18 protein-coding genes are annotated in these 21674 nt (G+C 42.7%); 11 read left to right on the forward strand and 7 right to left on the reverse strand.

The window, feature by feature from the left end:
- Positions 1-89: 89 nt before the first annotated feature.
- Positions 90-905, reverse strand: a complete 816-nt coding sequence (locus JMX95_RS02745) for a BPSS1780 family membrane protein (protein ID WP_201559988.1) — start codon at positions 903-905, stop codon at positions 90-92.
- A gap of 199 nt (positions 906-1104) precedes the next feature.
- A complete protein-coding gene (gene hemH / locus JMX95_RS02750; RefSeq protein WP_201559989.1) occupies positions 1105-2124 on the reverse strand; it encodes a ferrochelatase in 1020 nt (339 codons plus the stop codon).
- A 486-nt stretch (positions 2125-2610) separates the two neighbouring features.
- Here hemH and metX point away from each other — a divergent pair, with 486 nt between their 5' ends.
- From metX to JMX95_RS02775, 5 genes are all read left to right on the forward strand, one after another.
- Positions 2611-4026, forward strand: a complete 1416-nt coding sequence (gene metX, locus JMX95_RS02755; protein ID WP_201560037.1) for a homoserine O-acetyltransferase MetX — start codon at positions 2611-2613, stop codon at positions 4024-4026.
- A complete protein-coding gene (gene metW / locus JMX95_RS02760; protein WP_087814016.1) occupies positions 4023-4640 on the forward strand; it encodes a methionine biosynthesis protein MetW in 618 nt (205 codons plus the stop codon). Before metX ends, metW begins: the two co-directional genes overlap by 4 nt.
- Positions 4641-5200: 560 nt before the next feature.
- On the forward strand, positions 5201-5782 hold the full coding sequence (locus tag JMX95_RS02765) for a tetratricopeptide repeat protein (protein WP_045443681.1): 582 nt from the start codon (positions 5201-5203) through the stop codon (positions 5780-5782).
- A gap of 145 nt (positions 5783-5927) precedes the next feature.
- Positions 5928-6428 carry a DUF2569 domain-containing protein gene (locus JMX95_RS02770; RefSeq protein WP_198329678.1) on the forward strand — a complete coding sequence of 167 codons (501 nt, stop codon included), beginning with the start codon at positions 5928-5930 and terminating at the stop codon, positions 6426-6428.
- Positions 6429-6692: 264 nt separating this feature from the next.
- Positions 6693-7778, forward strand: a complete 1086-nt coding sequence (locus JMX95_RS02775; RefSeq protein WP_227675943.1) for a rhodanese-related sulfurtransferase — start codon at positions 6693-6695, stop codon at positions 7776-7778.
- A 108-nt stretch (positions 7779-7886) separates the two neighbouring features.
- On the opposite strand, the gene uraH is transcribed toward JMX95_RS02775, so the two are convergent.
- Both uraH and serA read right to left on the reverse strand, forming a co-directional pair.
- Positions 7887-8318 carry a hydroxyisourate hydrolase gene (gene uraH, locus JMX95_RS02780; protein ID WP_201539760.1) on the reverse strand — a complete coding sequence of 144 codons (432 nt, stop codon included), beginning with the start codon at positions 8316-8318 and terminating at the stop codon, positions 7887-7889.
- A gap of 408 nt (positions 8319-8726) precedes the next feature.
- Entirely contained in the window at positions 8727-9953 is a 1227-nt protein-coding gene (serA, locus tag JMX95_RS02785; protein ID WP_057758460.1) for a phosphoglycerate dehydrogenase, read from the reverse strand.
- A 336-nt stretch (positions 9954-10289) separates the two neighbouring features.
- Between serA and JMX95_RS02790 the strand changes: the two genes are divergently transcribed.
- The gene (locus JMX95_RS02790) at positions 10290-11726 is read left to right on the forward strand and encodes an FAD-binding oxidoreductase (protein ID WP_201559990.1); all 1437 of its coding nucleotides are present in this window, start codon (positions 10290-10292) and stop codon (positions 11724-11726) included.
- Between the two features lie 99 nt (positions 11727-11825).
- Here JMX95_RS02790 and JMX95_RS02795 read toward each other — a convergent pair whose 3' ends face one another.
- Positions 11826-12455 (reverse strand): BLUF domain-containing protein, encoded by a 630-nt coding sequence (locus JMX95_RS02795; protein ID WP_201552923.1) that lies wholly within the window; start codon positions 12453-12455, stop codon positions 11826-11828.
- Between the two features lie 639 nt (positions 12456-13094).
- On the opposite strand from JMX95_RS02795, the gene JMX95_RS02800 reads away from it, so the two are divergent.
- From JMX95_RS02800 to lspA, 4 genes are all read left to right on the forward strand, one after another.
- Positions 13095-14732 carry a carbon-nitrogen hydrolase family protein gene (locus JMX95_RS02800; protein ID WP_045453728.1) on the forward strand — a complete coding sequence of 546 codons (1638 nt, stop codon included), beginning with the start codon at positions 13095-13097 and terminating at the stop codon, positions 14730-14732.
- Between the two features lie 145 nt (positions 14733-14877).
- Entirely contained in the window at positions 14878-15429 is a 552-nt protein-coding gene (locus JMX95_RS02805) for a protein disulfide oxidoreductase (protein WP_201555006.1), read from the forward strand.
- Positions 15430-15854: 425 nt separating this feature from the next.
- The gene (ileS, locus tag JMX95_RS02810) at positions 15855-18707 is read left to right on the forward strand and encodes an isoleucine--tRNA ligase (RefSeq protein ID WP_201559991.1); all 2853 of its coding nucleotides are present in this window, start codon (positions 15855-15857) and stop codon (positions 18705-18707) included.
- On the forward strand, positions 18700-19347 hold the full coding sequence (gene lspA / locus JMX95_RS02815) for a signal peptidase II (RefSeq protein ID WP_083475780.1): 648 nt from the start codon (positions 18700-18702) through the stop codon (positions 19345-19347). The genes ileS and lspA overlap by 8 nt, the downstream gene beginning before the upstream one ends.
- Positions 19348-19510: 163 nt before the next feature.
- Here lspA and JMX95_RS02820 read toward each other — a convergent pair whose 3' ends face one another.
- Positions 19511-20155 (reverse strand): glutathione S-transferase family protein, encoded by a 645-nt coding sequence (locus tag JMX95_RS02820; RefSeq protein WP_201559992.1) that lies wholly within the window; start codon positions 20153-20155, stop codon positions 19511-19513.
- Positions 20156-20338: 183 nt separating this feature from the next.
- Complete coding sequence (locus JMX95_RS02825; RefSeq protein WP_201559993.1) at positions 20339-21010, reverse strand: DUF1294 domain-containing protein; 672 nt, start codon at positions 21008-21010, stop codon at positions 20339-20341.
- Between the two features lie 148 nt (positions 21011-21158).
- Between JMX95_RS02825 and JMX95_RS02830 the strand changes: the two genes are divergently transcribed.
- Positions 21159-21656, forward strand: a complete 498-nt coding sequence (locus JMX95_RS02830) for an FKBP-type peptidyl-prolyl cis-trans isomerase (protein ID WP_045453721.1) — start codon at positions 21159-21161, stop codon at positions 21654-21656.
- Positions 21657-21674 lie beyond the last annotated feature (18 nt).

A 21674-nucleotide genomic window follows, 5' to 3' on the forward strand; every position in this document is an offset into this window, starting at 1 on the left:
AAACAATAAAAAAGCACGCTCGATATAATGGGCGTGCTTTTTTATTGTGCCTACTGTACTTCTGATATCAGGGTCTGTTGAGCAACCAACTATAGCGCTGACAATGGCTGATCTGTCCAAACATCTCGGTAACTGGTGTAGTAGGTAATCATACCTATTGGAAGCAGTGCTAATATACCTAGCCCTAGTGTAAAAACTACCATCAATATCATTATTATAGGAGCAATCAACCAAAAAACGAAAAATGGTAAGATATTTTTTAAACACCCTTTAAAACTCATTTTCATTGCCTGAACAGGCTCAATGTTGTGAAGCACAATTAAAGCAGGTGCAAACCAGATAGCCATAAGTACAGGAAATAATAGTACAAAAACCAATAAAACACTCAATACCATACCTGCAATCGCAACGTCACTTGACTCCTGAGCTAAAGACAAAGCCATACCACCGAATATAATCAGCATAGGTATCATTGCAACAATAACAGCCACTAAATACAAGACGAATAAAATAACTAATGGCTTGAGATGCGTATAAAAGGCTGAAAAAAGATGGTCAAATCTCAGCTCGTTGCCTACAGCTTGATCGGCACAACCTTTTATTATTCCACCAACAAAAACAAAGGAAAGAAAGGGGAAAATGAAATTTATCACGGGTACGCTACTACCAATCATAGCAATGATTAAATAAACAACACCAATAGCTAACCATAATAAAAATTGATCTTTAAATATTGCAAATGCTTTGGTAATCCAACTTATACCCCATCCTGCTTGGCACATTCGAGGTTCTACCAATAACTGCGGTAATAGGCCGCCATACTCGTCAGTGGGCGGTAAGTTCGGTGGCTGACCATCTGATTTTTGTAATGACACATTGGCGTATGGACTATTAGGGTTGGACATGTTTATCCTCAAAAATAAAGTTAAGCAAACGTAAAATTAACAATGACAATAAAACAAAAGTTTATTTGGCATAGTCTTACATATCAGTCACCAAAAATCCCAACTTTATTCCATTTTAATAAAATTCATTAAAATCATTTAGTCAAAAAAATACCGAACATCATGTCCGGTATTTTTTATGATTTACAAATATAGTCAATCAAGCCCAACCATCTAGCGTTCCCGCCCAGCCTTTAACCAATGGCGCACTGAGCGCTTCGAGCAAATCAATGTGCGCCTCATCCAAGTTCAATGCAGGAATATAGTGATATTCTTGTCCGCCCGCGTGAAGAAAGTTTTCACGATTTTCTATGGCCAGCTCTTCTAGCGTTTCCAGACAGTCAGCAGAAAAAGCCGGACTAATGACTTGTACCGAGCGCACACCTGACTTGCCCCACTCTTCTAATACCACGTCGGTGTAGGGCTTGACCCATTCTTGCTTACCAAAGCGTGATTGAAAACTGATAATCCATTCGTCATCCTTTAGACCAAGCGCGTGAGCTACTTGTGCGGCAGTACATTTACAACGCTTAGGATACGGATCGCCTTTATCAGCATAAGGCTGCGGGATACCGTGGAAGCTAAACATCAGCTTGTCAGGCTTGCCATGCTCTGCTTGAAAGCGGCGAATTGAATCAGCCAATGCTTTGATGTACAGCGGATGCGCAAAGTAATCTTTGACAATAGTATAGTTCGGCAAATTACGCTGCTTGAGCGTCCACTTCGTCAGTGCATCGTAAACAGCACCACCAGAGGAAGCGGAATACTGTGGAAATAATGGCAAGATAACAAAGTGATCAACGCCTTCACCGCGCAAGGTATCCATCACATCTGGCAAACCAGGATTGCCATAGCTCATCGCCGGATGGACAGAAACCCGAAATGGTGCGGCACTATTTGCAAGCCGTGGTTCCAATAGCTCCACTTGGCTCTTTAGTATCTTACGAATCGGTGAGTCGCCTTCCCAAATACTGGCATAGGCTTTTGCCACACGTTTAGGGCGGCTTGGCAATACAAATAAATTGAGAATAATCGCCCACAAGAATTTAGGAATCTCGATGACACGGGGGTCAGACAAAAACTGTTTTAAGTAACGACGTACGGCAGGCGCTGTTGGCTCATCTGGCGTACCTAGGTTCACTAATAGGACGGCAATACGGGGAGGCAGTTCAGGTTTCATAGCAGCACTATTTTATTATTAGGTTAATTAAAGAAGAATATGCGATAAAAGATTATTAAGTCATGATTGATTAAATGCTTTATTAGTGTAGCATTTTATCCATTAATAACGCATGGTAAAAGCACCCTTATACAATTTGATACTTAGTTGCTATTTATTGATAGTCATCAATCATTGATTCACCCTAACCCTTCTCTACCTACCACCCATCGTCCCTAAAAACTATGCTTAAAAGACTATGCTCAAAAGACTCGCTCGACGGTTGTACTCCTACGCGCATCACCATACAATAGGCAAGCACATTGTAAGAAAAACATTTAGAAAACAATGTCGGCAAAGCAGTATTGGCAAACTGCCTATCGACAGTTTGCCCTTTTATTTTATTGATGATTGTTGTCTTGCGAGGTAGCTTTGAACGCACGCCCTAATAATACCAGTGACCAGTCCCCGACAGATACGCTTCATTCGGCGAGCCTAGTTAATCCCATGGACTCAGTCAGTTCAGTCGGCATTATCACGCCTCAGATTTTTCATTTCGCTGAGCCGTTGACGTTAGAATGTAATCGTACTTTGCCATCGTTTGATTTAATCATCGAAACTTATGGCACGCTAAATAGCGACAAATCAAACGCGGTACTTATTTGCCATGCGCTATCAGGCAGTCATCACGCCGCCGGTTTTCATAGCGATGATGATAAAAAAGCCGGCTGGTGGGACAATATGATTGGCCCTAATAAAGCCATCGATACCAATCGTTTTTATGTCGTATGTGTCAACAACATCGGCAGCTGTTTCGGCTCTACCGGTCCAACGACCATTAATCCTGACAGGATCGATTCAGACCAGAATAATGTAAACAAAAACAGTTTAAACAAAAACAATCCAGCCAGTGAACTGCAAGTTTATGGCCCTGACTTTCCGCTCGTCACTATTAAGGACTGGGTAAAAACCCAAGCGATGCTGTCAGATCGTCTCGGTATTGACGTTTGGCATGCCATTGTTGGTGGCTCAATGGGTGGTATGCAGGCGCTGCAATGGTCGGTTGACTATCCAAATCGGTTGAAACGCTGCGTGGTCATTGCCAGCACGCCAAAGCTCTCAGCACAGAATATCGCCTTTAACGAAGTGGCGCGGCAGTCGATATTGTCTGACCCTGACTTCAAAGAGGGACGCTATTTACAAGCAGGCACCTACCCTCGTCGCGGGCTAATATTGGCTCGGATGGTTGGGCATATCACCTACTTAACCGATGACGCGATGAAGGCGAAATTTGGTCGTGATTTAAAATCTGGCAAATTTATGTATGGCTACGATGTTGAGTTCCAAGTGGAGAGCTATTTACGCTATCAAGGTGAGCGCTTTAGCGAAAACTTCGATGCCAATACTTATTTGCTCATGACAAAAGCTTTAGATTATTTTGATCCAACACGTGATTATCCATCAGCCATGGCAACAGATTCGACAGAATCAGCAGCACAGCTTAAGGACTCGATCACCACATCAGTCGAATCTAGTAAACAAAGCACGCAACCTGCGTTAGAAGATACAGTGGCAACGATAGATGAGAGTGAGCAGAATCGTCAGCAAGAGCTGTCTGCGCTCAAAGCGGCCTTTGCCCATACACAATGCCAATACTTGGTGGTCTCATTTACCACGGATTGGCGTTTTGCACCCGAGCGCTCACAAGAGATTGTCGATGCACTGATGGCCACTGGCAAACCAGTTAGCTACATCAATGTCGATGCGCCGCATGGTCATGATTCTTTCTTATTTGATATTCCTCGTTATATGGGTTCCGTCCGAGGATTTTTGACTGCGCCATTTATCTCCGACAGCAAATCAAAACAGCCAGCAAAAGGCACAAATCAAAATAGCCAGCAAAAAGCAGGAGCACGCTCATGAGAATGGATCATCAATTGGCTGAGCGCTGGATTGCGCCGCACTCACATGTACTGGACTTGGGCTGCGGCAATGGTGAGCTACTCGCGCATTTACAACAAAATCGCGGCGTCACTGGCTACGGACTTGAGATTGACGAAGAAAAAATCAATGATGGTATCGCCAAAGGCTTATCTATCATCGAGCAAGACCTGAATGATGGTCTGGCACGTTTTGCTGATAACAGTTTCGACACCGTCGTCATGGCACGGGCGCTGCAAGCGGTGAAATCGCCTGATGTGCTCTTGCTTGACATGCTACGTGTTGCCCGCGAAGCCGTCATCACCTTCCCCAATTTTGCTCATTGGCAAAACCGCATTCATTTAGGGCTTAAAGGCATGATGCCTGTCTCAGAGGCATTGCCTTATGAGTGGTATAACACCCCAAACATTCATCTGTGTACGTTTAAGGATTTTGAGCAGCTTTGCGCCCAGCATGATATTCATATCGTCAACCGCTTTGCCGTCAGCGATTCTGAAAAAGGTCATACGTCACTTATGAAAGCATTGATACGCCAAGCACCCAACCTATTGGCAGACGTCGCTATCTATCGTGTCACCAAACAAAAACCTGAATAATAGGTTTATCTACCTGGGGCGTGTCTTCATTTTAAAAATGGTGATAAAAATGAGATAAATTGCTGTCAAATAAGGATAGTAGCGCAAATAATATCGAGATATTGCTAAGCTATTTGACGATGTTTGGCAAAATTTAATCATTTTTGCCCATTTAGAAGATAATCGATTGAATTGAAGACACGCCCTAGCATTGGTTCAAAGCGGTAGCACGACTCATAAATACAAATTTTAACCTTAATGACTTATTAATTTATTCTTACGCTTAAGTAACTCTATGATTTTATTGAGGACAATGAGGTATGAATAAGCATTAAATCATGTAATTAGTATTTGAGTTTCGTAAGTTTGGGTGTTAAGCTAGCAAAATAGTGTCAATCGCACCCTGATTCTGACCGTTTATCGGTTCGATTAAAGGAATTTGCCACAACACATCGATTAATTATATTGCTAATGATTAGGTAAGTTGGTATCGCAAGATTTCACCTAATTGTTATCGCCGTCTAAACCCTTTTAGCGGTGCAACTTTTTTTGCTTATTAACTGCCTAATTTTGGAGCTGCTATGAAATTATTAAAAGCTGCGTTGTTTACTGCCTTATTTTCTTGTGCAGGTCTAGCAAACGCTGAGTTAATATCAAACGTGCCACTTGATACGTCACGTTTTGAGCTAATGCCAGTTAGTGAACTGTCTAACCGCGCTGCCCAAGGTAACGATCACGCTCAGTTTTATTTAGCCAAGCGCTTACAGAAAGGCGAAGGCATTGCAAAGAATACCCAACAAGCTATCCAGTGGTATACCAAAGCGGCTCAGCAAGGCGTTGCCCCTGCTCAGTTGAATCTTGCCATCATGTATTTGCGTGGTGAAGGTGTGCAGCCTAACTTGCAACAAGCGAAAGTTTGGTTAGAAAAAGCCGCTATGCGTGGCGATAACCGTGCCAGCTATACCCTTGCATTGCTCGATGAAAAGCAAAAAAATCTCGTCGATGCTTATAAATGGTACGATTTGGCTGCCCGTGATGGTATGCTTGATGAAAAAGTACGTAATAAAGCACGCGGTAAAATCGGACAATTGGCATTGAACTTATCAAGCTCAGATATCGCTAGCGCTCGTAGCAAAGCGGATACTTGGTTCCAGAGTAAGTAAACCAGTTAATAAAATTTGAGACAATAAAGACCCAGCGTAACTGCTGGGTTTTTATTATCTATAATATCAGCTTAGGTTGACTTATCATGAGACAACGTTTACTAGTTACAGCTTAATTTTAAATCAATGACTAAAGGAGAATTTGGTGGCAGAACACTTAAAAGGGATAGGCGAAGAACCGTTAGAAGGGATAGGCGGTTGGCTGTGGTTGGTTGCTCTTGGGATAGTAGCTTCACCTTTACGAATCATCTTTCTTATTTTTCCACTTTATTCTGAAATATTCAAAGATGGTTCTTGGGATATATTGACCTCATCAGGAACCGAAGCGTATCATCCTATGTGGGCGCCAATCATATTAGCAGAAATGACTATTAATGGTGCATTAGTGCTCACATGGATATTTGTTGGATTCTTATTCTTCTTGAAGAAGGCTGTCTTTCCAAAGTTCTATATCGGCATTCTACTGTTTACTCTCGTATTCATCATTATCGATGCGATGGCGGTTAAAATTATTTTCCCTAATGATCCTATTTTCGATCCTGATACGACTAAAGAGCTGGTTCGAACGCTTGTCGCTTGTCTTATATGGATACCCTACATTCTTATTTCGAAGCGAGTACAAGCTACTTTTGTGAAAGAACTGTGATGACTACAATTACCTATTTTTTGTTTTAACTGTAGAGATTTCAATCCATGAGAGGTTTTTCGTACACTATATCTTCATATTGCGAACATTATGGGTATGAGTTATGTTCAAAAACTCTGCAAAATTTGCTACACTACGCCCGCATTAGTCAATTCCACAATTGCGCTAGTGTTATAGCATTACCAATTAATTTCAACCGTTAATTTTAAAAAGCACCCTAAACCCAATGCACTAGGTTTGCGACCTAGCCAGCAGGAGAAAAACATGAGTACCATTCAAGACCATAATACAGCTAGCAATATCCAAAACAGCACTGTCACCGACAACAAATCAGCCCCAGCCTATGACAGTGTCACCAATAACATCGTCGTTGCTGCTCTATATAAGTTCACGCGTTTTAGCGATTTCGAGCAATACCGCGAGTTAATTTTAAATAATATGCTCGATAATGATGTCAAAGGCACGTTATTGATTGCTAATGAAGGCATTAATGGTACGATTTCTGGCACACGCCAAGGTATCGATAACGTCCTTGAGTATCTGCGCAGTATCGAAGCGATTGGCAGCTTTACCTTTAAAGAATCTTATACCGATGCTCAGCCTTTTTATCGTACCAAAGTGAAGCTCAAAAAAGAAATCGTTACCATGGGCGTAGAGAATATCGATCCTTTGCAATCAGTTGGACGCTATGTAAAACCAAGCGAATGGAATGCGTTAATCTCAGACCCTGATGTCATCTTGATTGATACGCGTAATGATTATGAAGTTAAAATCGGTACGTTCCAAAATGCCGTCAATCCAAATACTGAAACGTTCCGCGAGTTCCCAGAGTACGTCGCAAAAGAGATGGATCCAGCCAAACATAAAAAAGTCGCGATGTTCTGTACCGGTGGTATACGCTGTGAGAAATCTACTGCTTATATGCGTGAGCAAGGCTTTGAAGAGGTGTATCATTTAGAAGGTGGTATCTTAAAATATCTAGAAGAAATTCCAGCCAGCGACTCTATGTGGCAAGGCGATTGCTTCGTTTTTGATAACCGCGTGTCGGTCAATCATAACTTAGAAAAAGGCAACTATGAGCAATGCTTCGCCTGCCGTATGCCCATTACTGTCGATGACATGCAAAGCCTTGCTTATATCAAAGGCGAGTCTTGCCCACACTGCATTGATAAAGCGACCGACGAGCAAAAAGCACGCTTTCGTGAGCGCGAGCATCAAATGCAGCTGGCGAAGAAACGTGGCGAAGCGCATATTGGTAGTGATGTGATTGATGTGATTGAGAAACGCAAAGCCGCTAAAATTGAAGCACGTCGTCAAGCAGAGGAAGCCAATAAAGCTAACGCTGAATAAGTTTAAGATGGATAAAAGCAAAAAGGACGCCCCAATCAAATATTTGATTGGGGCGTCCTTTTTGCTTTATTAGTACTAACTTATGACTTATTGAGTACGTAATGTGGCTTAGCTACCGCGGTAAGTGCTATAGCCGTATGGAGACAAAGTAATTGGCACATGGTAATGGTTATCGCCTTCGATATTAAAATTGACTTCAACATATGGATAGAAAGACTCTAGACCTTGATTTCGGAAATAAGGAGTCGTCTCGAAAATCAACTTATAAGTACCGTCATGCTCAACACCGTCTTGATTCGGTAAGAAGTTGCCGATACGACCATTATTATCAGTCTTTTGCGCATTAAGCAATTTCCAGCTACCAGTTTTCTCTTGCATCATCAGTTTTACATTGACGTTTGGTGCTGGTTTGCCCGTACTAATATCTAAGATATGACTAGATAATTGATATTTATCTTGATCACCAGCAGCATGGCTAGCCGTTGCAGTCATGGCTAATACGCTACCAAATGCAGCTGCCTTGAGTAAGTTGTTTTTCATGAATCATCCTATTCAGTCAATTGTATGTGTTAAATGAATCATCTTCTTCAGCAAGCTATTTACCATTTTTAAGTATGCCTGTCCGCAGAAAATAACCGTGATTTACCTCGAAAACATAATCAATCATGTTGTTCATTAAAAATATATTTATCATTATAGGCTTAATGTACTGGTGTAGTTTATATTGTTAATAAGACCGTATAATTAAGATAATATTAACTTATATAAAAATGAGTATAGTGAATGTAAAACTTACATTCGCTATAATTTGTGTTACTCATAAATAAAAAGCATCAATGCCATGATTGAACATTGCAATTGCTTGATTTAAGACAAAAAAATAGCAGACTATCTTACTGATGGTCTGCTATTGCTATACTAAAAATTATGTTTGCATGCAAATATTATTTAAAACAAAATACGCACGCGAATCGTCTCTTCTACATCTTTTAATTGGTCTAGTGCAGCGGTCGAATCGTTATAATCGACATCCATCACTAGATAACCAACATCACCTTCTGTCATCAGGCTCTGCGCTAGGATGTTGATGCCAGCTTCAGCAAATAAGCGGTTAATCTGAGAAAGTACGCCTGGCACGTTTTTGTGAATGTGTAGTAGACGATGCGAGTTTTCTTTGAACGGGATAGAAACTTCTGGGAAGTTCACAGCAGTCGCCGTATCACCTTGGTCAGAGTATCTAACAAACTTATCTGCTACTTCCAGTCCGATATTGGCCTGTGCTTCTTGTGTTGAACCACCGATATGCGGCGTCAAAATCACATTATCAAACTTACGTAGTGGTGACTCAAACTCTTCGTCAGCTGATTTTGGCTCTTTTGGGAATACATCGATAGCCGCGCCCAAGATTTTACCAGACTCAAGCGCATCTGCTAGATCATCAATCTCGACGCACGTACCACGAGCCGCATTGATAAAGTAGCTGCCTTCTTTCATCTGAGCGAACTGCTCAGCTTTCATCATATAGCGAGTGCTTGGCACATCAGGTACATGCAATGTCACGATATCAGCCGTTGATAGTAACTCTTCTAGGCTACCAACTTGTACCGCGTTGCCTAGTGGCAATTTGGTCACAGCATCATGATAGATGACTTTCATACCGAAGCTTTCTGCTAAGACAGACAGCTGCGAACCGATAGAGCCATAACCGACGATACCGATAGTCTTGCCACGCACTTCGTGTGAGTTGGTCGCAGACTTACCCCAGCCGCCGCGATGTACGGTTGCATTCTTTTCAGGAATACCGCGGTACAGCATGATGGCTTCGGCCAATACTAGCTCAGCTACCGAACGAGTGTTCGAGAATGGCGCGTTAAAGACAGGGATACCAAGATCACGAGCGGCGTCTAGATCTACTTGATTGGTACCAATACAAAAGCAACCAATGCCGATAAGCTTGTGTGCGTGCTCAAGTACTTCACGCGTCAACTGAGTGCGCGAACGAATACCGATAAAGTGCGCATCTTTGATCTTTTCGATCAGCTCGTCTTGATCTAAAGCGTGACTGATATTCTCGATGTTGTGGTAACCAGCTCCTTCCAATACTTTTAGGGCATTGTCATGTAGACCTTCAAGCAATAAAAACCGGATTTTGTCTTTTTGTAGTGATAACGCCATATGAGAACTGTCCTATAATTGTTTTATAAGATTACCTGTTGGATAATCTATGATGGATGAAACGAAAACAGTCCCGATATCTTACACAAAATTTGAGGTCGATGTTAGCAGATTAGATGAATTATTGGTTATCAAGCCTGAAAAAATTTTATGCTATAGTGAATTATTCTGTTTGAAACCGATCGAATCAATTATTTATTACTTACCTCTTCTTATAGGTAAAAATTATCACCCACTTATTAACTCTACGAGCTGACTCATCACTGAATTTATAGTTATTTCGCTATATAATAAACAGTCCCAGCATCGTGCTTACGCCAATATTGAGATTTGACCATGACGCCAACTACCGCTCAGCCCACATCCGAAACCAATGCCGTGCAAACCATCCTGAGCACGCTCACTGATACCCATAGTTTCGACCCGACCCAAATCAAAACTGATGCTGAGAGTTTAGAGCATTGGGGTAAAGACTGGACCAAGCACTTTGCCCCTGCTGCCTCTGCCATCGTCTTTCCAAAGACCACTGAACAAGTACAGACTATCGTACTGCTGGCCAATGAGCACAACGTCGTCCTCACCCCAAGTGGCGGTCGTACAGGCCTGTCTGCTGGTGCCGTGGCTGCTAATGGCGAGATAGTCGTTAGTATGGATAAAATGAACCAGATTGGACAGTTCTATCCTGCCGATCGAATAGTTGAAGTCGAAGCAGGTGTCATCACGCAGCAGTTGCAAGCATTCGCAGAGTCTAAAGACTTGTACTACCCTGTTGACTTTGCCTCAGCTGGCTCAAGTCAAATCGGTGGCAATATTGGCACCAATGCAGGCGGTATCAAAGTCATACGCTATGGCATGACTCGTCAATGGATTATGGGGCTGACAGTGGTCACTGGTAAAGGCGATATCTTGCAGCTCAACCGCGGTATGGTCAAAAACGCCACTGGTTATGACTTGCGTCAATTGTTTATCGGTAGCGAAGGCACACTTGGGCTTGTGACCCATGCACAAGTTAAGCTTGAGCGTCAGCCGCAAGACTTAAATGTCATGGTACTGGGCATGGACAGCTTTAATGATGTCATGAATGTGCTATCAGCCTTCCAAGCGAAGATTGACTTGACCGCGTTTGAATTCTTTGATGATGTGGCGATTGATAAGTTGATGGCACATGGTCAAGTACAAGAGCCATTTGAGTCGCGCACCAAGTTCTATACGCTATTAGAGTTCGAAGCACCATACGAGCCTATCATGGATAAAGCCATGGCGATATTTGAGCATTGTATGGAGCAAGGCTGGGTCGTCGATGGTGTCATGAGCCAGAGCTTGGCACAGGCTGAAGAGCTGTGGAAATTGCGCGAATACATTTCTGAGACCATCTCAGTATTTACGCCTTATAAAAACGATGTATCTGTACTGATAAGCTATGTCCCTGAGTTTATCACCGAGATTGATCACATCGTCAGCAGTAACTACCCTGACTTTGAGGTTTGCTGGTTCGGTCATATTGGCGATGGCAACTTGCATCTTAATATTCTAAAGCCTGAAGACATGAGTAAAGATGATTTCTTTGCAGAGTGTCAAATCGTCAACAAACACGTGTTTGAGACGGTGCAAAAGTATGGCGGTTCGGTTTCGGCTGAGCATGGCGTCGGTATGACTAAAAAGCCTTATTTACAATATAGCCGCAGTGAGACTGAGATTGAGTACTTACGAGAGGTAAAAAAAGTCTTTGATCCGAATAACATTATGAACCGTGGCAAGATTTTTGATATGTAAGTGCTTATTCAATGATTAAGCTCATAATTAAAATGGCATAAAAAATGACGCTAAACATTGATATTTAGCGTCTTTTTTTTGTCTTATAAAAGTGATTATTTATAAAAATAACAACACTAGCGCTACCACTAATAACACACTTAAAAAACCTTGAACGATTAAAAATGCTTGATGCGGGGCGGCGATATGACGAAACATGTTGCCCAGTGCATTATAGGTAATACCAGCCGCTTTAATATGTGGCGGCGTATCAAAGGTTTTGATGATTTGTAAAAAATTCTCGGTACGATCAGGCGACCAATTATGCGGCGCAAATGGCAAATATAGCGATAACTGTGCGGCTTGCTTTTTGCTCGCTGGTGACCATAACCAACGCTCTAAAAATAATAAGCGCATACGCCAATCCGCAAAACGGCGATGTTCTATCGTCTGTAACAGCAATATTTCAGTATTCTTATGGCGCTTATCCGCAAATATGCGTTGCTTTAAGGCAAATACGTGCGCTTTCTCACCTTCGATGCATTGCAAAAAATGACCACTACCATAACATAGAGTACCTGTAATGCCATGCTGTTGATTATAGTTACGCGCATGACATTCTACTTCATCAAATATAGAGGCGCTTAAACGTGAGACAAGCGTCAAACTACTAACATACACCAATTGAACCAGCGCTGAGTCTTCTATCTCATCCCAGCTACTGACTCTATTGTTGTGACTTGAGGGCATAATAAAACAATCCTAAAAAGCCGATTAAATACGGCTAAACAAAACAAACACAACGACGCCCCAATAAAAAAAGACAGCGACTCACAAAAACGTAGCAAATAGTTACCACGTTAAACTGTCATTACTTGAGTAGCTTGTTATGATAACCAGCAAAACAAATAGACCAAAACCAAATAGATCAAAACTAAGCATTCTAAGATATGATATTTAAAAATAATGTTAAGCTAACAAAATATCTGTACTGACATCTTCAGGTTAGAAGCTGTACCAAACACTTGGCTTGTATTAACCCCAACGACGGTTTGTGAACATTATGAAAAATTTTATAGTTACTTTAATTCATAGCTAATTTAATTTACAGACACTTTAATTTAAATTTATAGCTACTTTAAAATGATATGAGATTCAAAAAACACGTCAGTAACGCCAAATCTGACAGAATTCATAAGATAAATCATTTTCATAACTTATTGTAAATACAGTGATAATTGATTGTAACGATAATATTTTATGATTGGAATATTTTTATCACTTTTTTTACACAAAAAATTGCCAACCGAAAAAAATTGCCAACCGAATTGTGGCAACGCATGCTATTTGATATCACTAAAATTAATAAAGATCCAAAACAGGAACATTATGAGCAAAATAGAAAAACTAGACGACTTTCATCTAACCATCGCTGAAATCAAGAAAAAAGACTATCCACAATTAAAAGCATTAATGGATCGTGTCTATGTCAACTTAGGCGGTGCATGGTCAAAGAACACTATTAATACCTTAATCGATGCCTTCCCCGAAGGTCAGATCGCTTTATTTGATCATGATCAATTGATTGGTATCGTGTTATCTATGCGTGTTGATTATGCCACGTTTTCTAACCCGCATACCTACGACGACTTGATTGGTCATAAAGAGATTATCAGAGACAACCCTGAAGGCGATGCTATTTACGGTTTAGATGCGCTGATCGACCCTGAATACCGTGGTTATCGCCTAGGACGTCGATTATACGATGCCCGTAAAGAGCTGTGTCGCCAGTTAAACTTCCGAGCTATTTTGGCTGGTGGTCGTATCCCGAACTATCATAACCATCAAGATCTCACACCTGGCGAATATATTGAAGCCGTCGCGGCTCGTGAAATTCATGATTCTGCATTGTCTTTCCAACTCTCAAATGGCTTTATCGTCAAGCGTATCTTAACGGCTTATTTGCCTGACGATAAACAATCTAAAGGTTTTGCTACTCTACTTGAGTGGGCAAATATTTATTACGAGCCGCAAGATTATAAGCCAAACACTCGTAAGTCTGAGGTGCGTATTGGTGGCATCCAATGGCAAATGCGTGAAGTCGAGTCACCTGAAGAGCTGCTGCAACAAGTCGAATTCTTTGTCGATATTATGGCTGATTACAATTCTGACTTTGCTTGTTTACCAGAGTTCTTTAACGCACCGTTGATGGGTCTGTGTGAATCGACGGATCAAAACGTCGCTATTCGATTTTTAGCTGGTTATACCGAATGGTTTAAAAATGAGATATCGCATTTAGCGGTCAGCTACAACGTCAACGTCATTACAGGCTCGATGCCGTACTTAGACGAGGACGATACGTTATATAATGTCAGCTACTTGTGCCGCCGCGATGGTACGGTCGAAGAGCAGCGCAAAATCCATATTACCCCGCATGAGCGTAGCGCTTGGGTCATCGAAGGCGGTGACGAGGTTAAGGTGTTTGATACCGATGCCGGTCGTATTGGTATTTTGGTCTGTTATGACGTTGAATTCCCTGAGCTTGCCCGCCTCATGGCACTTGATGATATGGACATCTTATTCGTGCCATTTTGGACAGACACGCAAAACGGCTATCTACGCGTGCGCCACTGCGCCCAAGCACGTGCGATTGAAAACGAATGCTATGTGATGATTTGTGGTTCGGTTGGTAACTTACCACAGGTTGAAAGTCTCGATATTCAATACGCACAGTCTTCTATCTTCTCGCCATCAGATTTTGCTTTCCCGCATGATGCGATTATGGCAGAAACCACTGCCAACACTGAGATGGTATTTTTCTCAGATGTGAACTTAGACAAGCTTATTCATGTCCGTAACGAAGGTTCGGTACATAATCTGCTTGATCGCCGTGATGACTTGTATAGTTTGAAATGGAAGAGAAAATCTAAAGTATCAGCCAGTAAGCTAAGCGATGATGAGCGCCTCGAAAACTCTGGTAGTGTCCTGCTCGGTGATCCATTACAAAACCGTGCGCAAAAACCTTAATCAGTCACTTTAAAATACCAACACTGAACACGGTTTAATAAAATTTATGAATAATACGGCTGACATTTCAGCCGTTTATTTTTATCTATCAACAACCACTTATCAAAGCCATTTATACAAAACCTATAGCAAAAAAGCAGCCATTATGACGACTGATACTGAAAAATCCATTAAAAAGCCAAAGAAAACGCCCAAGCAAAAGGGGTTGTCTATCGCTAAAAATCTCCTCATATATGGCTTGGTATTTGCTGTTATTTATACCGCTATTAATTGGTGGCGACAACCTATCATGCCCGCCAACCCGCAATTGCAACTGACCGATTATCAAGGGCAAGTCGTTGACTTAGCGGCGCTGAGCAATGAACAACCAACGCTGGTGTATTTTTGGGGCACGTGGTGTCCCATTTGTAGTATCACCTCGCCGACCATAGACAAACTTGCCGCCGCAAATGATTATCCAGTCGTTACGATTGCCATTAAATCAGGTACTGACCAAGAGCTGAATCGCTACCTTAATGAAAACAGCTATCGCTTTACGACGATAAATGATCAAGAAGGCAGCATCTTCGCTGATTGGCAAGGACAAGTGACGCCTTCGTATGTCATATTAAAGAATGGCGAGATGACTCAAGGGTTGACGGGCATTCAACCCTTATGGTCGCTGAAATTGCGCTTATGGTTATCATCAGTTTTTTAACGCTTAGCCTCCTGTTTAGAGTCCAATTATTTAGAGCCCAATCGATAGACAATGGCACTTGCCATCCGTATGATTCAATAGATGCTGCATCACTCATATAAATGATTGGTTTTGGCTAAAATAAGGACAATACTGACCAGCTCTTTTTACCCTAGCTTTTTTGTCATATAATAGCTGGCAATCTCATTGCCTCTTTTTAGTTTATTGCTATCACGGTATTTTATTATCCATAAGCATATTTTATGTTGCATTCGTCTCGATAGCATTTATTATTGACGTGAGCATATTTATGACGTTGATGCACAGCGATATATTATAAGTGAGAAAGCGATCATCAACGGTTAAGCAGCCAGCTAAGCATTACCCTAAATGTCACATCTGACTTTACATCGATTTTTAATCCATCTTCTAAAAAGACATCTTCTATGACTGATAAAAGTACTGATACGCCAAACCAAGATTATAAAGACACGCTAAACCTTGCCGACACGCCATTTGCGATGCGTGCCAACCTTGCCAAGCGCGAGCCAGATTGGCTTGCTGCTTGGGAAGCGGATGATGTGTACGGCAAAATTCGTCAGGCACGTGCTGGGGCGACCAAATACATTTTGCACGATGGCCCTCCTTACGCCAACGGTCAGATTCACTTGGGTCACGCGGTTAATAAAGTACTCAAAGACATTATCGTGAAGTCAAAAACGCTATCAGGCTTTGATGCGCCTTATGTCCCCGGTTGGGACTGTCATGGTCTGCCTATCGAGCAAAAGGTCGAAGCCAAAGTTGGCAAGGTCGGTCAAAAAGTATCGGCGACTGAGTTCCGCGGTCTATGCCGCGAGTATGCGAGCACCCAGATTGAATTGCAAAAGGCAGATTTTAAGCGTCTAGGCGTATTTGGCGATTGGGACAACCCATATCTAACGATGAACTTCCATCAAGAAGCCAACATCGTACGCGCCCTTGCCAAAATTTATGACAATGGTCATGTCACTCGCGGTATGAAGCCAGTCAACTGGTGCTTGGACTGTAGCTCTGCGCTGGCTGAGGCGGAAGTGGAATACCAAGATAAAGTGTCTGATGCTATCTACGTGAGCTTTGATGTTTTGGATACCGATAAGGTTGCCTCGTTGGCTGACGTAGCGGGCAATATCGCCGCTGTTATTTGGACGACGACCCCTTGGACGCTACCTGCTAACCAAGCCATCTCTGTACATCCTGAGCATAACTATAGTGTGGTGGCGACTGAAAAAGGTAATTTGCTATTAGCCGCGGATTTGGTTGAAACAGCATTAACGGAACTCAAACTTAGCAATCAGGGTGTGTTAGCTACCGTATCTGGGCGCGAGCTTGAAGGCTTGCGTGCCCAGCACCCACTGATTGCAGACCGTCAAGTCCCATTAATCTTAGGCGATCACGTGACCACCGATAGCGGTACTGGCCTCGTCCATACAGCACCCGGTCACGGTCTTGACGATTATATCGTAGGTCTTAAATATAACTTACCTGTTGAAAACCCAGTCAGTGGTACGGGCGTTTATCTGGACAGCGCAGCGGTATTTGCGGGCGAGCACATTTATAAGGCCAATCCAAAAATCATCGCCGCACTGCATGACAATGGACATCTAATCAGTCATACCAAGATTGAGCATAGCTATCCACATTGCTGGCGTCATAAGTCGCCGATTATTTTCCGTGCGACCCCGCAGTGGTTTATCAGTATGGAAGCCAAAGGTTTGCGTGAGCGTGCTCTTGCTGATATTCCAGCAGTAAGCTGGACGCCAGCATGGGGGCAAAACCGCATTGAAGCCATGATGAACGGTCGTCCAGACTGGTGTATCTCACGCCAGCGTACATGGGGCGTACCGATCACTTTCTTTACCCATAAAGAAACAGGCGAGCTGCATCCAAACACGCTTGAGCTGATGGAAGTCGCTGCACAAAAAATCGATGCGGGCGGTGTGGAAGCTTGGTTTGATGCCAGCTGTGAAGATTTCTTAGGCGCGGAAGCTGTTGATTATGACAAAGCAACCGACACCTTAGACGTATGGTTCGACTCAGGTACGACCCATTTTACCGTACTTGAGCAGCGTGATGAGCTGACCAATCCAGCTGATATCTACCTAGAAGGATCAGATCAGCATCGTGGCTGGTTCCAGACGTCATTACTGACATCTGAAGCCATGTACGGTCGCCCTCCATTTAAGCAAGTATTGACGCATGGTTTTACGATTGATGCCAACGGTCGCAAACTGTCTAAATCATTAGGCAATACAAAAGGCTTTGAGCCTCAAGATGTCTTTAACACGCTAGGCGCTGATCTTTTGCGACTTTGGGTAGCCTCTGTTGACTATCGCTACGAGATGTCTGCAAGTAAAGCCTCTTTTAAAGGCGCAACAGATCAGTATCGCCGCATCCGTAACACCCTGCGTTTCTTACTTGCCAATACCGATGACTTTGATCCTGCGGTCAACAGCATCGATATCAATGAGCTAGTCAGCCTTGATAAATTCATCATTGAGCGCGCGCAAACCGTGCAAGCACAAATCATCAGTGCTTATGATGCAATGGATTTTCACCAAGTCACCCAGCATATTACTGCGTTCTGCTCGCAAGATTTGGGCAGCTTCTATTTAGATATTATCAAAGATCGTCAGTATACGACTCAGACTGATGGACAGCCGCGTCGCTCCGCGCAAACGGCGATTTACCATATCGTTCAGGCACTCATTCGCTGGATTACGCCGATTTTGTCATTCACGGCACAAGAAGCGTGGGAAGTATTGCATGGCGCTGACAGTTATGTATTTACTGAAGAATGGTATAAATTTCCAGAATTTGAGCTAAGCGCGATCAGCAACGATGACTGGCAACGTATCATGTTGGCAAAGGATATGGTCAATAAACATATCGAGACCGCACGTGGTGAAAAAATCATCAACGCTAACTTGTCTGCCGATGTTAATCTATATGCTGACGGTGCAATGCATGAAAGCTTAGCCAAGCTGGGTGAAGAGCTGCGCTTTGTACTAATCACTAGTAGCGCAACTTTGAAACCAATGAGCGACGCTCCTGCCGATAAAACAAGCACAAATGAGCAAACTGACGCCAGCACGGATGAATCAGTAGGCTTAGTGGTCAAGGTGAGCGCCGCAACTGGCACCAAGTGCGTACGCTGCTGGCATATCCGTGATGATATCGGTACCGATAGCACGCACCCAGAATTATGCGCGCGCTGCGTGACTAACGTCAGCGGTGATGGTGAGGTGCGCCACTATGCCTAACCATACGCCTAACTCAACAGAATCATCAGACAACAAGCCGCCATATGGTGAAGTCGATAAATCACCTGAACCAGCTCATGCAACCACAGGCAGCTCAACGACACCGAAAAGTCGTCTGAATAAGACGCCAAAAATGATTGCGAATGGCCGTCGTGCGTTTACGTGGTATCTCCTATCGTTGGTCGTACTAATCATCGATCAATGGACGAAGTGGCTGGCTGAAACTAAGCTGACTTTTCATGAGCCAGTACCTGTGATTGAGCCTTTTCTGAATTGGACATTGGCATACAACTATGGCGCGGCATTTAGCTTTTTGGCAGATGCTGGTGGTTGGCAGAAGTGGTTTTTTTCGGGATTGGCATTGATAATGTCGCTATTTTTAATTGGCTACCTGATAAAAGCCCCGCGCCAAGCCAAGCTACTATCGACAGGTCTAGCGCTAGTGCTCGGCGGTGCGGTTGGCAATCTCATTGACCGCTTGCTACATGGTCACGTCATCGACTTCATCCATGTACACAACGCTGATGTCTGGCATTACCCTATCTTTAATATTGCGGATATGGGCATTAGTATCGGTGTGGCGTTGATTGTCATTGACATGCTATTTTTAGAAAAAAAGCGTGAAATGCCGCGGTCATAGTTTTAAATCGCATTATTAATACAGTTAGATTTATAAATAAAAAAGGTGGGTTACGCAGTCGTAACCCACCTTTTTTATTCATCATTTTTTCTGATAAAGGCTATTAGTTAGCATAGAGTATTGTGCCTATACGCCACTCTCAACAGCTTACATTCATGATTGATTATCTCTTAGGAAATTTCTCTCGCTTCGATAATTTTTTAAGATAATCTTGAACCTGCTCAGGCAACTCAACACCCAGCATCTTCAACCATGAAAACAAATGCTGATAATAAATGTCTGCCAGCGTAAAGCTGTCCCCCGCTATATACTCCTGCTCATCTACCCAAGCATAAGCAATCGGCAGGGCTTTTTGGATACACTTCAGGCAGTTGTTAGCGGTGCCCTCAGGCCAGTTTTCATAATTGTCTAATACCTTGATTTTGGTGAGTATCCATAGATAACTCTCAATCTCGATCATGCCAAATGAAATCACTTGGCGAAGTTTATAGTTTTTCTCAGCGAAGTTCTCATCTGCTGTGTTTGGTGTCAAAGGTTTGTCAGGGTGTAACTCATTGAGATATTCAATAATAGCTAACGACTCAGTAAAGTGTTTGCCTTCATGTGTGATGGTAGGGATTTTACCAAAGGGGTTAACGGCTAAAAACTCAGGACTTCGCTGCTCCCCTTTTTTGCCATCTATTTCTTTGGTCTCATATTCTAAGCCAAGCTCCTGCAATGCCCAAATGACCGTTTCAGCGCGACTTGGATGGGTATATTTGTATAAAGTAATCACTTGCGTTCGCCTTTTATTATTAATTAAATCCATTTAAGGTTTATCCTGAAAAATCGTGCTTATTGCGTACAATTCATCATACTCGCACAAAATACCAGCGTACGGCAACCAGCCACTCAAGATATAAAACTTTGATGTTTCATCAGCCGTTTATTTTAGACTTAAGCATTAAACATCAAAACTACACCGCTCACTATGATAAATAAACAAGTGCTTTTATACCAAAGAATCAAGTAATCCTTGCAAAAATTTCAAGCTTCCTCCTGTCAATATAAACAATAACCCCGCCATATTGATGAGAACAGTCAAATAATACGCCACTCGAAATTCAGGCTTTTGCGACTTGTGGCGTAGATACGTTTGCGCAACCATCGCGCCCACCCAACCGCCCAGCGCACTTAGCAGATGCAAGGTTGATTCAGGTGTGCGCCAATCATTATTCTGAGCAGCGGCTTTGTCCTTGGCATACATCATATAAGTAATGAGACCCAAAGCCACATACCAACCCACAACCAGCCAGCTGAGCTTGTTCATAGCAGCCAATAAGATTAATACGCCATAAAAGCCCACACCAAGGAACAAACGTTTCTTTTGTCCCGCTTCAAAGTCTGCTTGCATGCTACGTTTGTGATTACGCTGACGGATTTTCTGATTCTTTTGCGCCATTTTTTGCTGCACAAAGCTCAGTTCTTGTACATCTTTTGCTTGCATACGCCCTTGATGGTCTTGCCCAAACGTAAAAACAACGGGCTCACCGACCTCAGGGCGACGACGCGCTTTAAACTCATTGATATGGAAGAATATTGAATCACCATTCTGTGTTTCGATAAAACCAAAGCCTTTGTCGTCTTGCCACTTTTTAATGTGACCTTGTTGTTTATTTACCATAAAAACCCCTGCCTGCTCTTAGAATTGCCAAATATATTACACTATTTGCGTTACACTATTTACGCTTACATACTCTCCAAGATGGCTTATCATTTCTTATATTATTTGCCAAACCAACTCCTAATCCCGTAATAAATGGCTGTTGACTATGACCGACTCACAATTTATCAATCCCAATGAAGACACCCGTATCACTTTTGGCAGCCTTGTAAAGCTGCACTTTGAAGTATCACTAGAGAACGGTACGATGATTGATTCTACCTTTAGCCGTGATGCGCCTGTGACGCTCACCATTGGTGATGAAAGTTTGTTACCTGGCTTTGAGCAGGTATTAATGAACCTGCGTGCTGGTGATACGCGCTCTGCCCACCTTGAGCCGGAGCAGGCATTTGGCGATTGGAATCCTGACAACATCCAACATTTCAGCCGTACTCAGTTTGCGTTAATCGCTGATAATCCAGAAATCGGCATGATGGTAGAGTTCGAAGACAAAGGCAAAAACACGCTGCCGGGTACGATTAGTGCACTCGATGACGAGCAAGTCGAAGTGGATTTTAACCATCCCCTTGCCGGACAATCCCTGTTATTTAAAGTAAAAATCTTTAAGGTTACCCCGCCTGGTGTCACTGGTATAAAGCTCATGTAATCGCTTAAAAAACTGTCA

It is taken from the genome of Psychrobacter sp. NC44, from assembly GCF_904846655.1.
Classification (GTDB): Bacteria; Pseudomonadota; Gammaproteobacteria; order Pseudomonadales; family Moraxellaceae; genus Psychrobacter.

Coding starts and splice junctions, on each gene's coding strand:
- JMX95_RS02745 (WP_201559988.1), bottom strand. CDS start 905: ATGTCCAACCCTAATAGTCCATACGCCAATGTGTCATTACAAAAATCA.
- hemH (WP_201559989.1), bottom strand. CDS start 2,124: ATGAAACCTGAACTGCCTCCCCGTATTGCCGTCCTATTAGTGAACCTA.
- metX (WP_201560037.1), top strand. CDS start 2,611: ATGGACTCAGTCAGTTCAGTCGGCATTATCACGCCTCAGATTTTTCAT.
- metW (WP_087814016.1), top strand. CDS start 4,023: ATGAGAATGGATCATCAATTGGCTGAGCGCTGGATTGCGCCGCACTCA.
- JMX95_RS02765 (WP_045443681.1), top strand. CDS start 5,201: ATGAAATTATTAAAAGCTGCGTTGTTTACTGCCTTATTTTCTTGTGCA.
- JMX95_RS02775 (WP_227675943.1), top strand. CDS start 6,693: ATGAGTACCATTCAAGACCATAATACAGCTAGCAATATCCAAAACAGC.
- uraH (WP_201539760.1), bottom strand. CDS start 8,318: ATGAAAAACAACTTACTCAAGGCAGCTGCATTTGGTAGCGTATTAGCC.
- serA (WP_057758460.1), bottom strand. CDS start 9,953: ATGGCGTTATCACTACAAAAAGACAAAATCCGGTTTTTATTGCTTGAA.
- JMX95_RS02790 (WP_201559990.1), top strand. CDS start 10,290: ATGACGCCAACTACCGCTCAGCCCACATCCGAAACCAATGCCGTGCAA.
- JMX95_RS02795 (WP_201552923.1), bottom strand. CDS start 12,455: ATGCCCTCAAGTCACAACAATAGAGTCAGTAGCTGGGATGAGATAGAA.
- JMX95_RS02800 (WP_045453728.1), top strand. CDS start 13,095: ATGAGCAAAATAGAAAAACTAGACGACTTTCATCTAACCATCGCTGAA.
- JMX95_RS02805 (WP_201555006.1), top strand. CDS start 14,878: ATGACGACTGATACTGAAAAATCCATTAAAAAGCCAAAGAAAACGCCC.
- ileS (WP_201559991.1), top strand. CDS start 15,855: ATGACTGATAAAAGTACTGATACGCCAAACCAAGATTATAAAGACACG.
- lspA (WP_083475780.1), top strand. CDS start 18,700: ATGCCTAACCATACGCCTAACTCAACAGAATCATCAGACAACAAGCCG.
- JMX95_RS02820 (WP_201559992.1), bottom strand. CDS start 20,155: ATGGATTTAATTAATAATAAAAGGCGAACGCAAGTGATTACTTTATAC.
- JMX95_RS02825 (WP_201559993.1), bottom strand. CDS start 21,010: ATGGTAAATAAACAACAAGGTCACATTAAAAAGTGGCAAGACGACAAA.
- JMX95_RS02830 (WP_045453721.1), top strand. CDS start 21,159: ATGACCGACTCACAATTTATCAATCCCAATGAAGACACCCGTATCACT.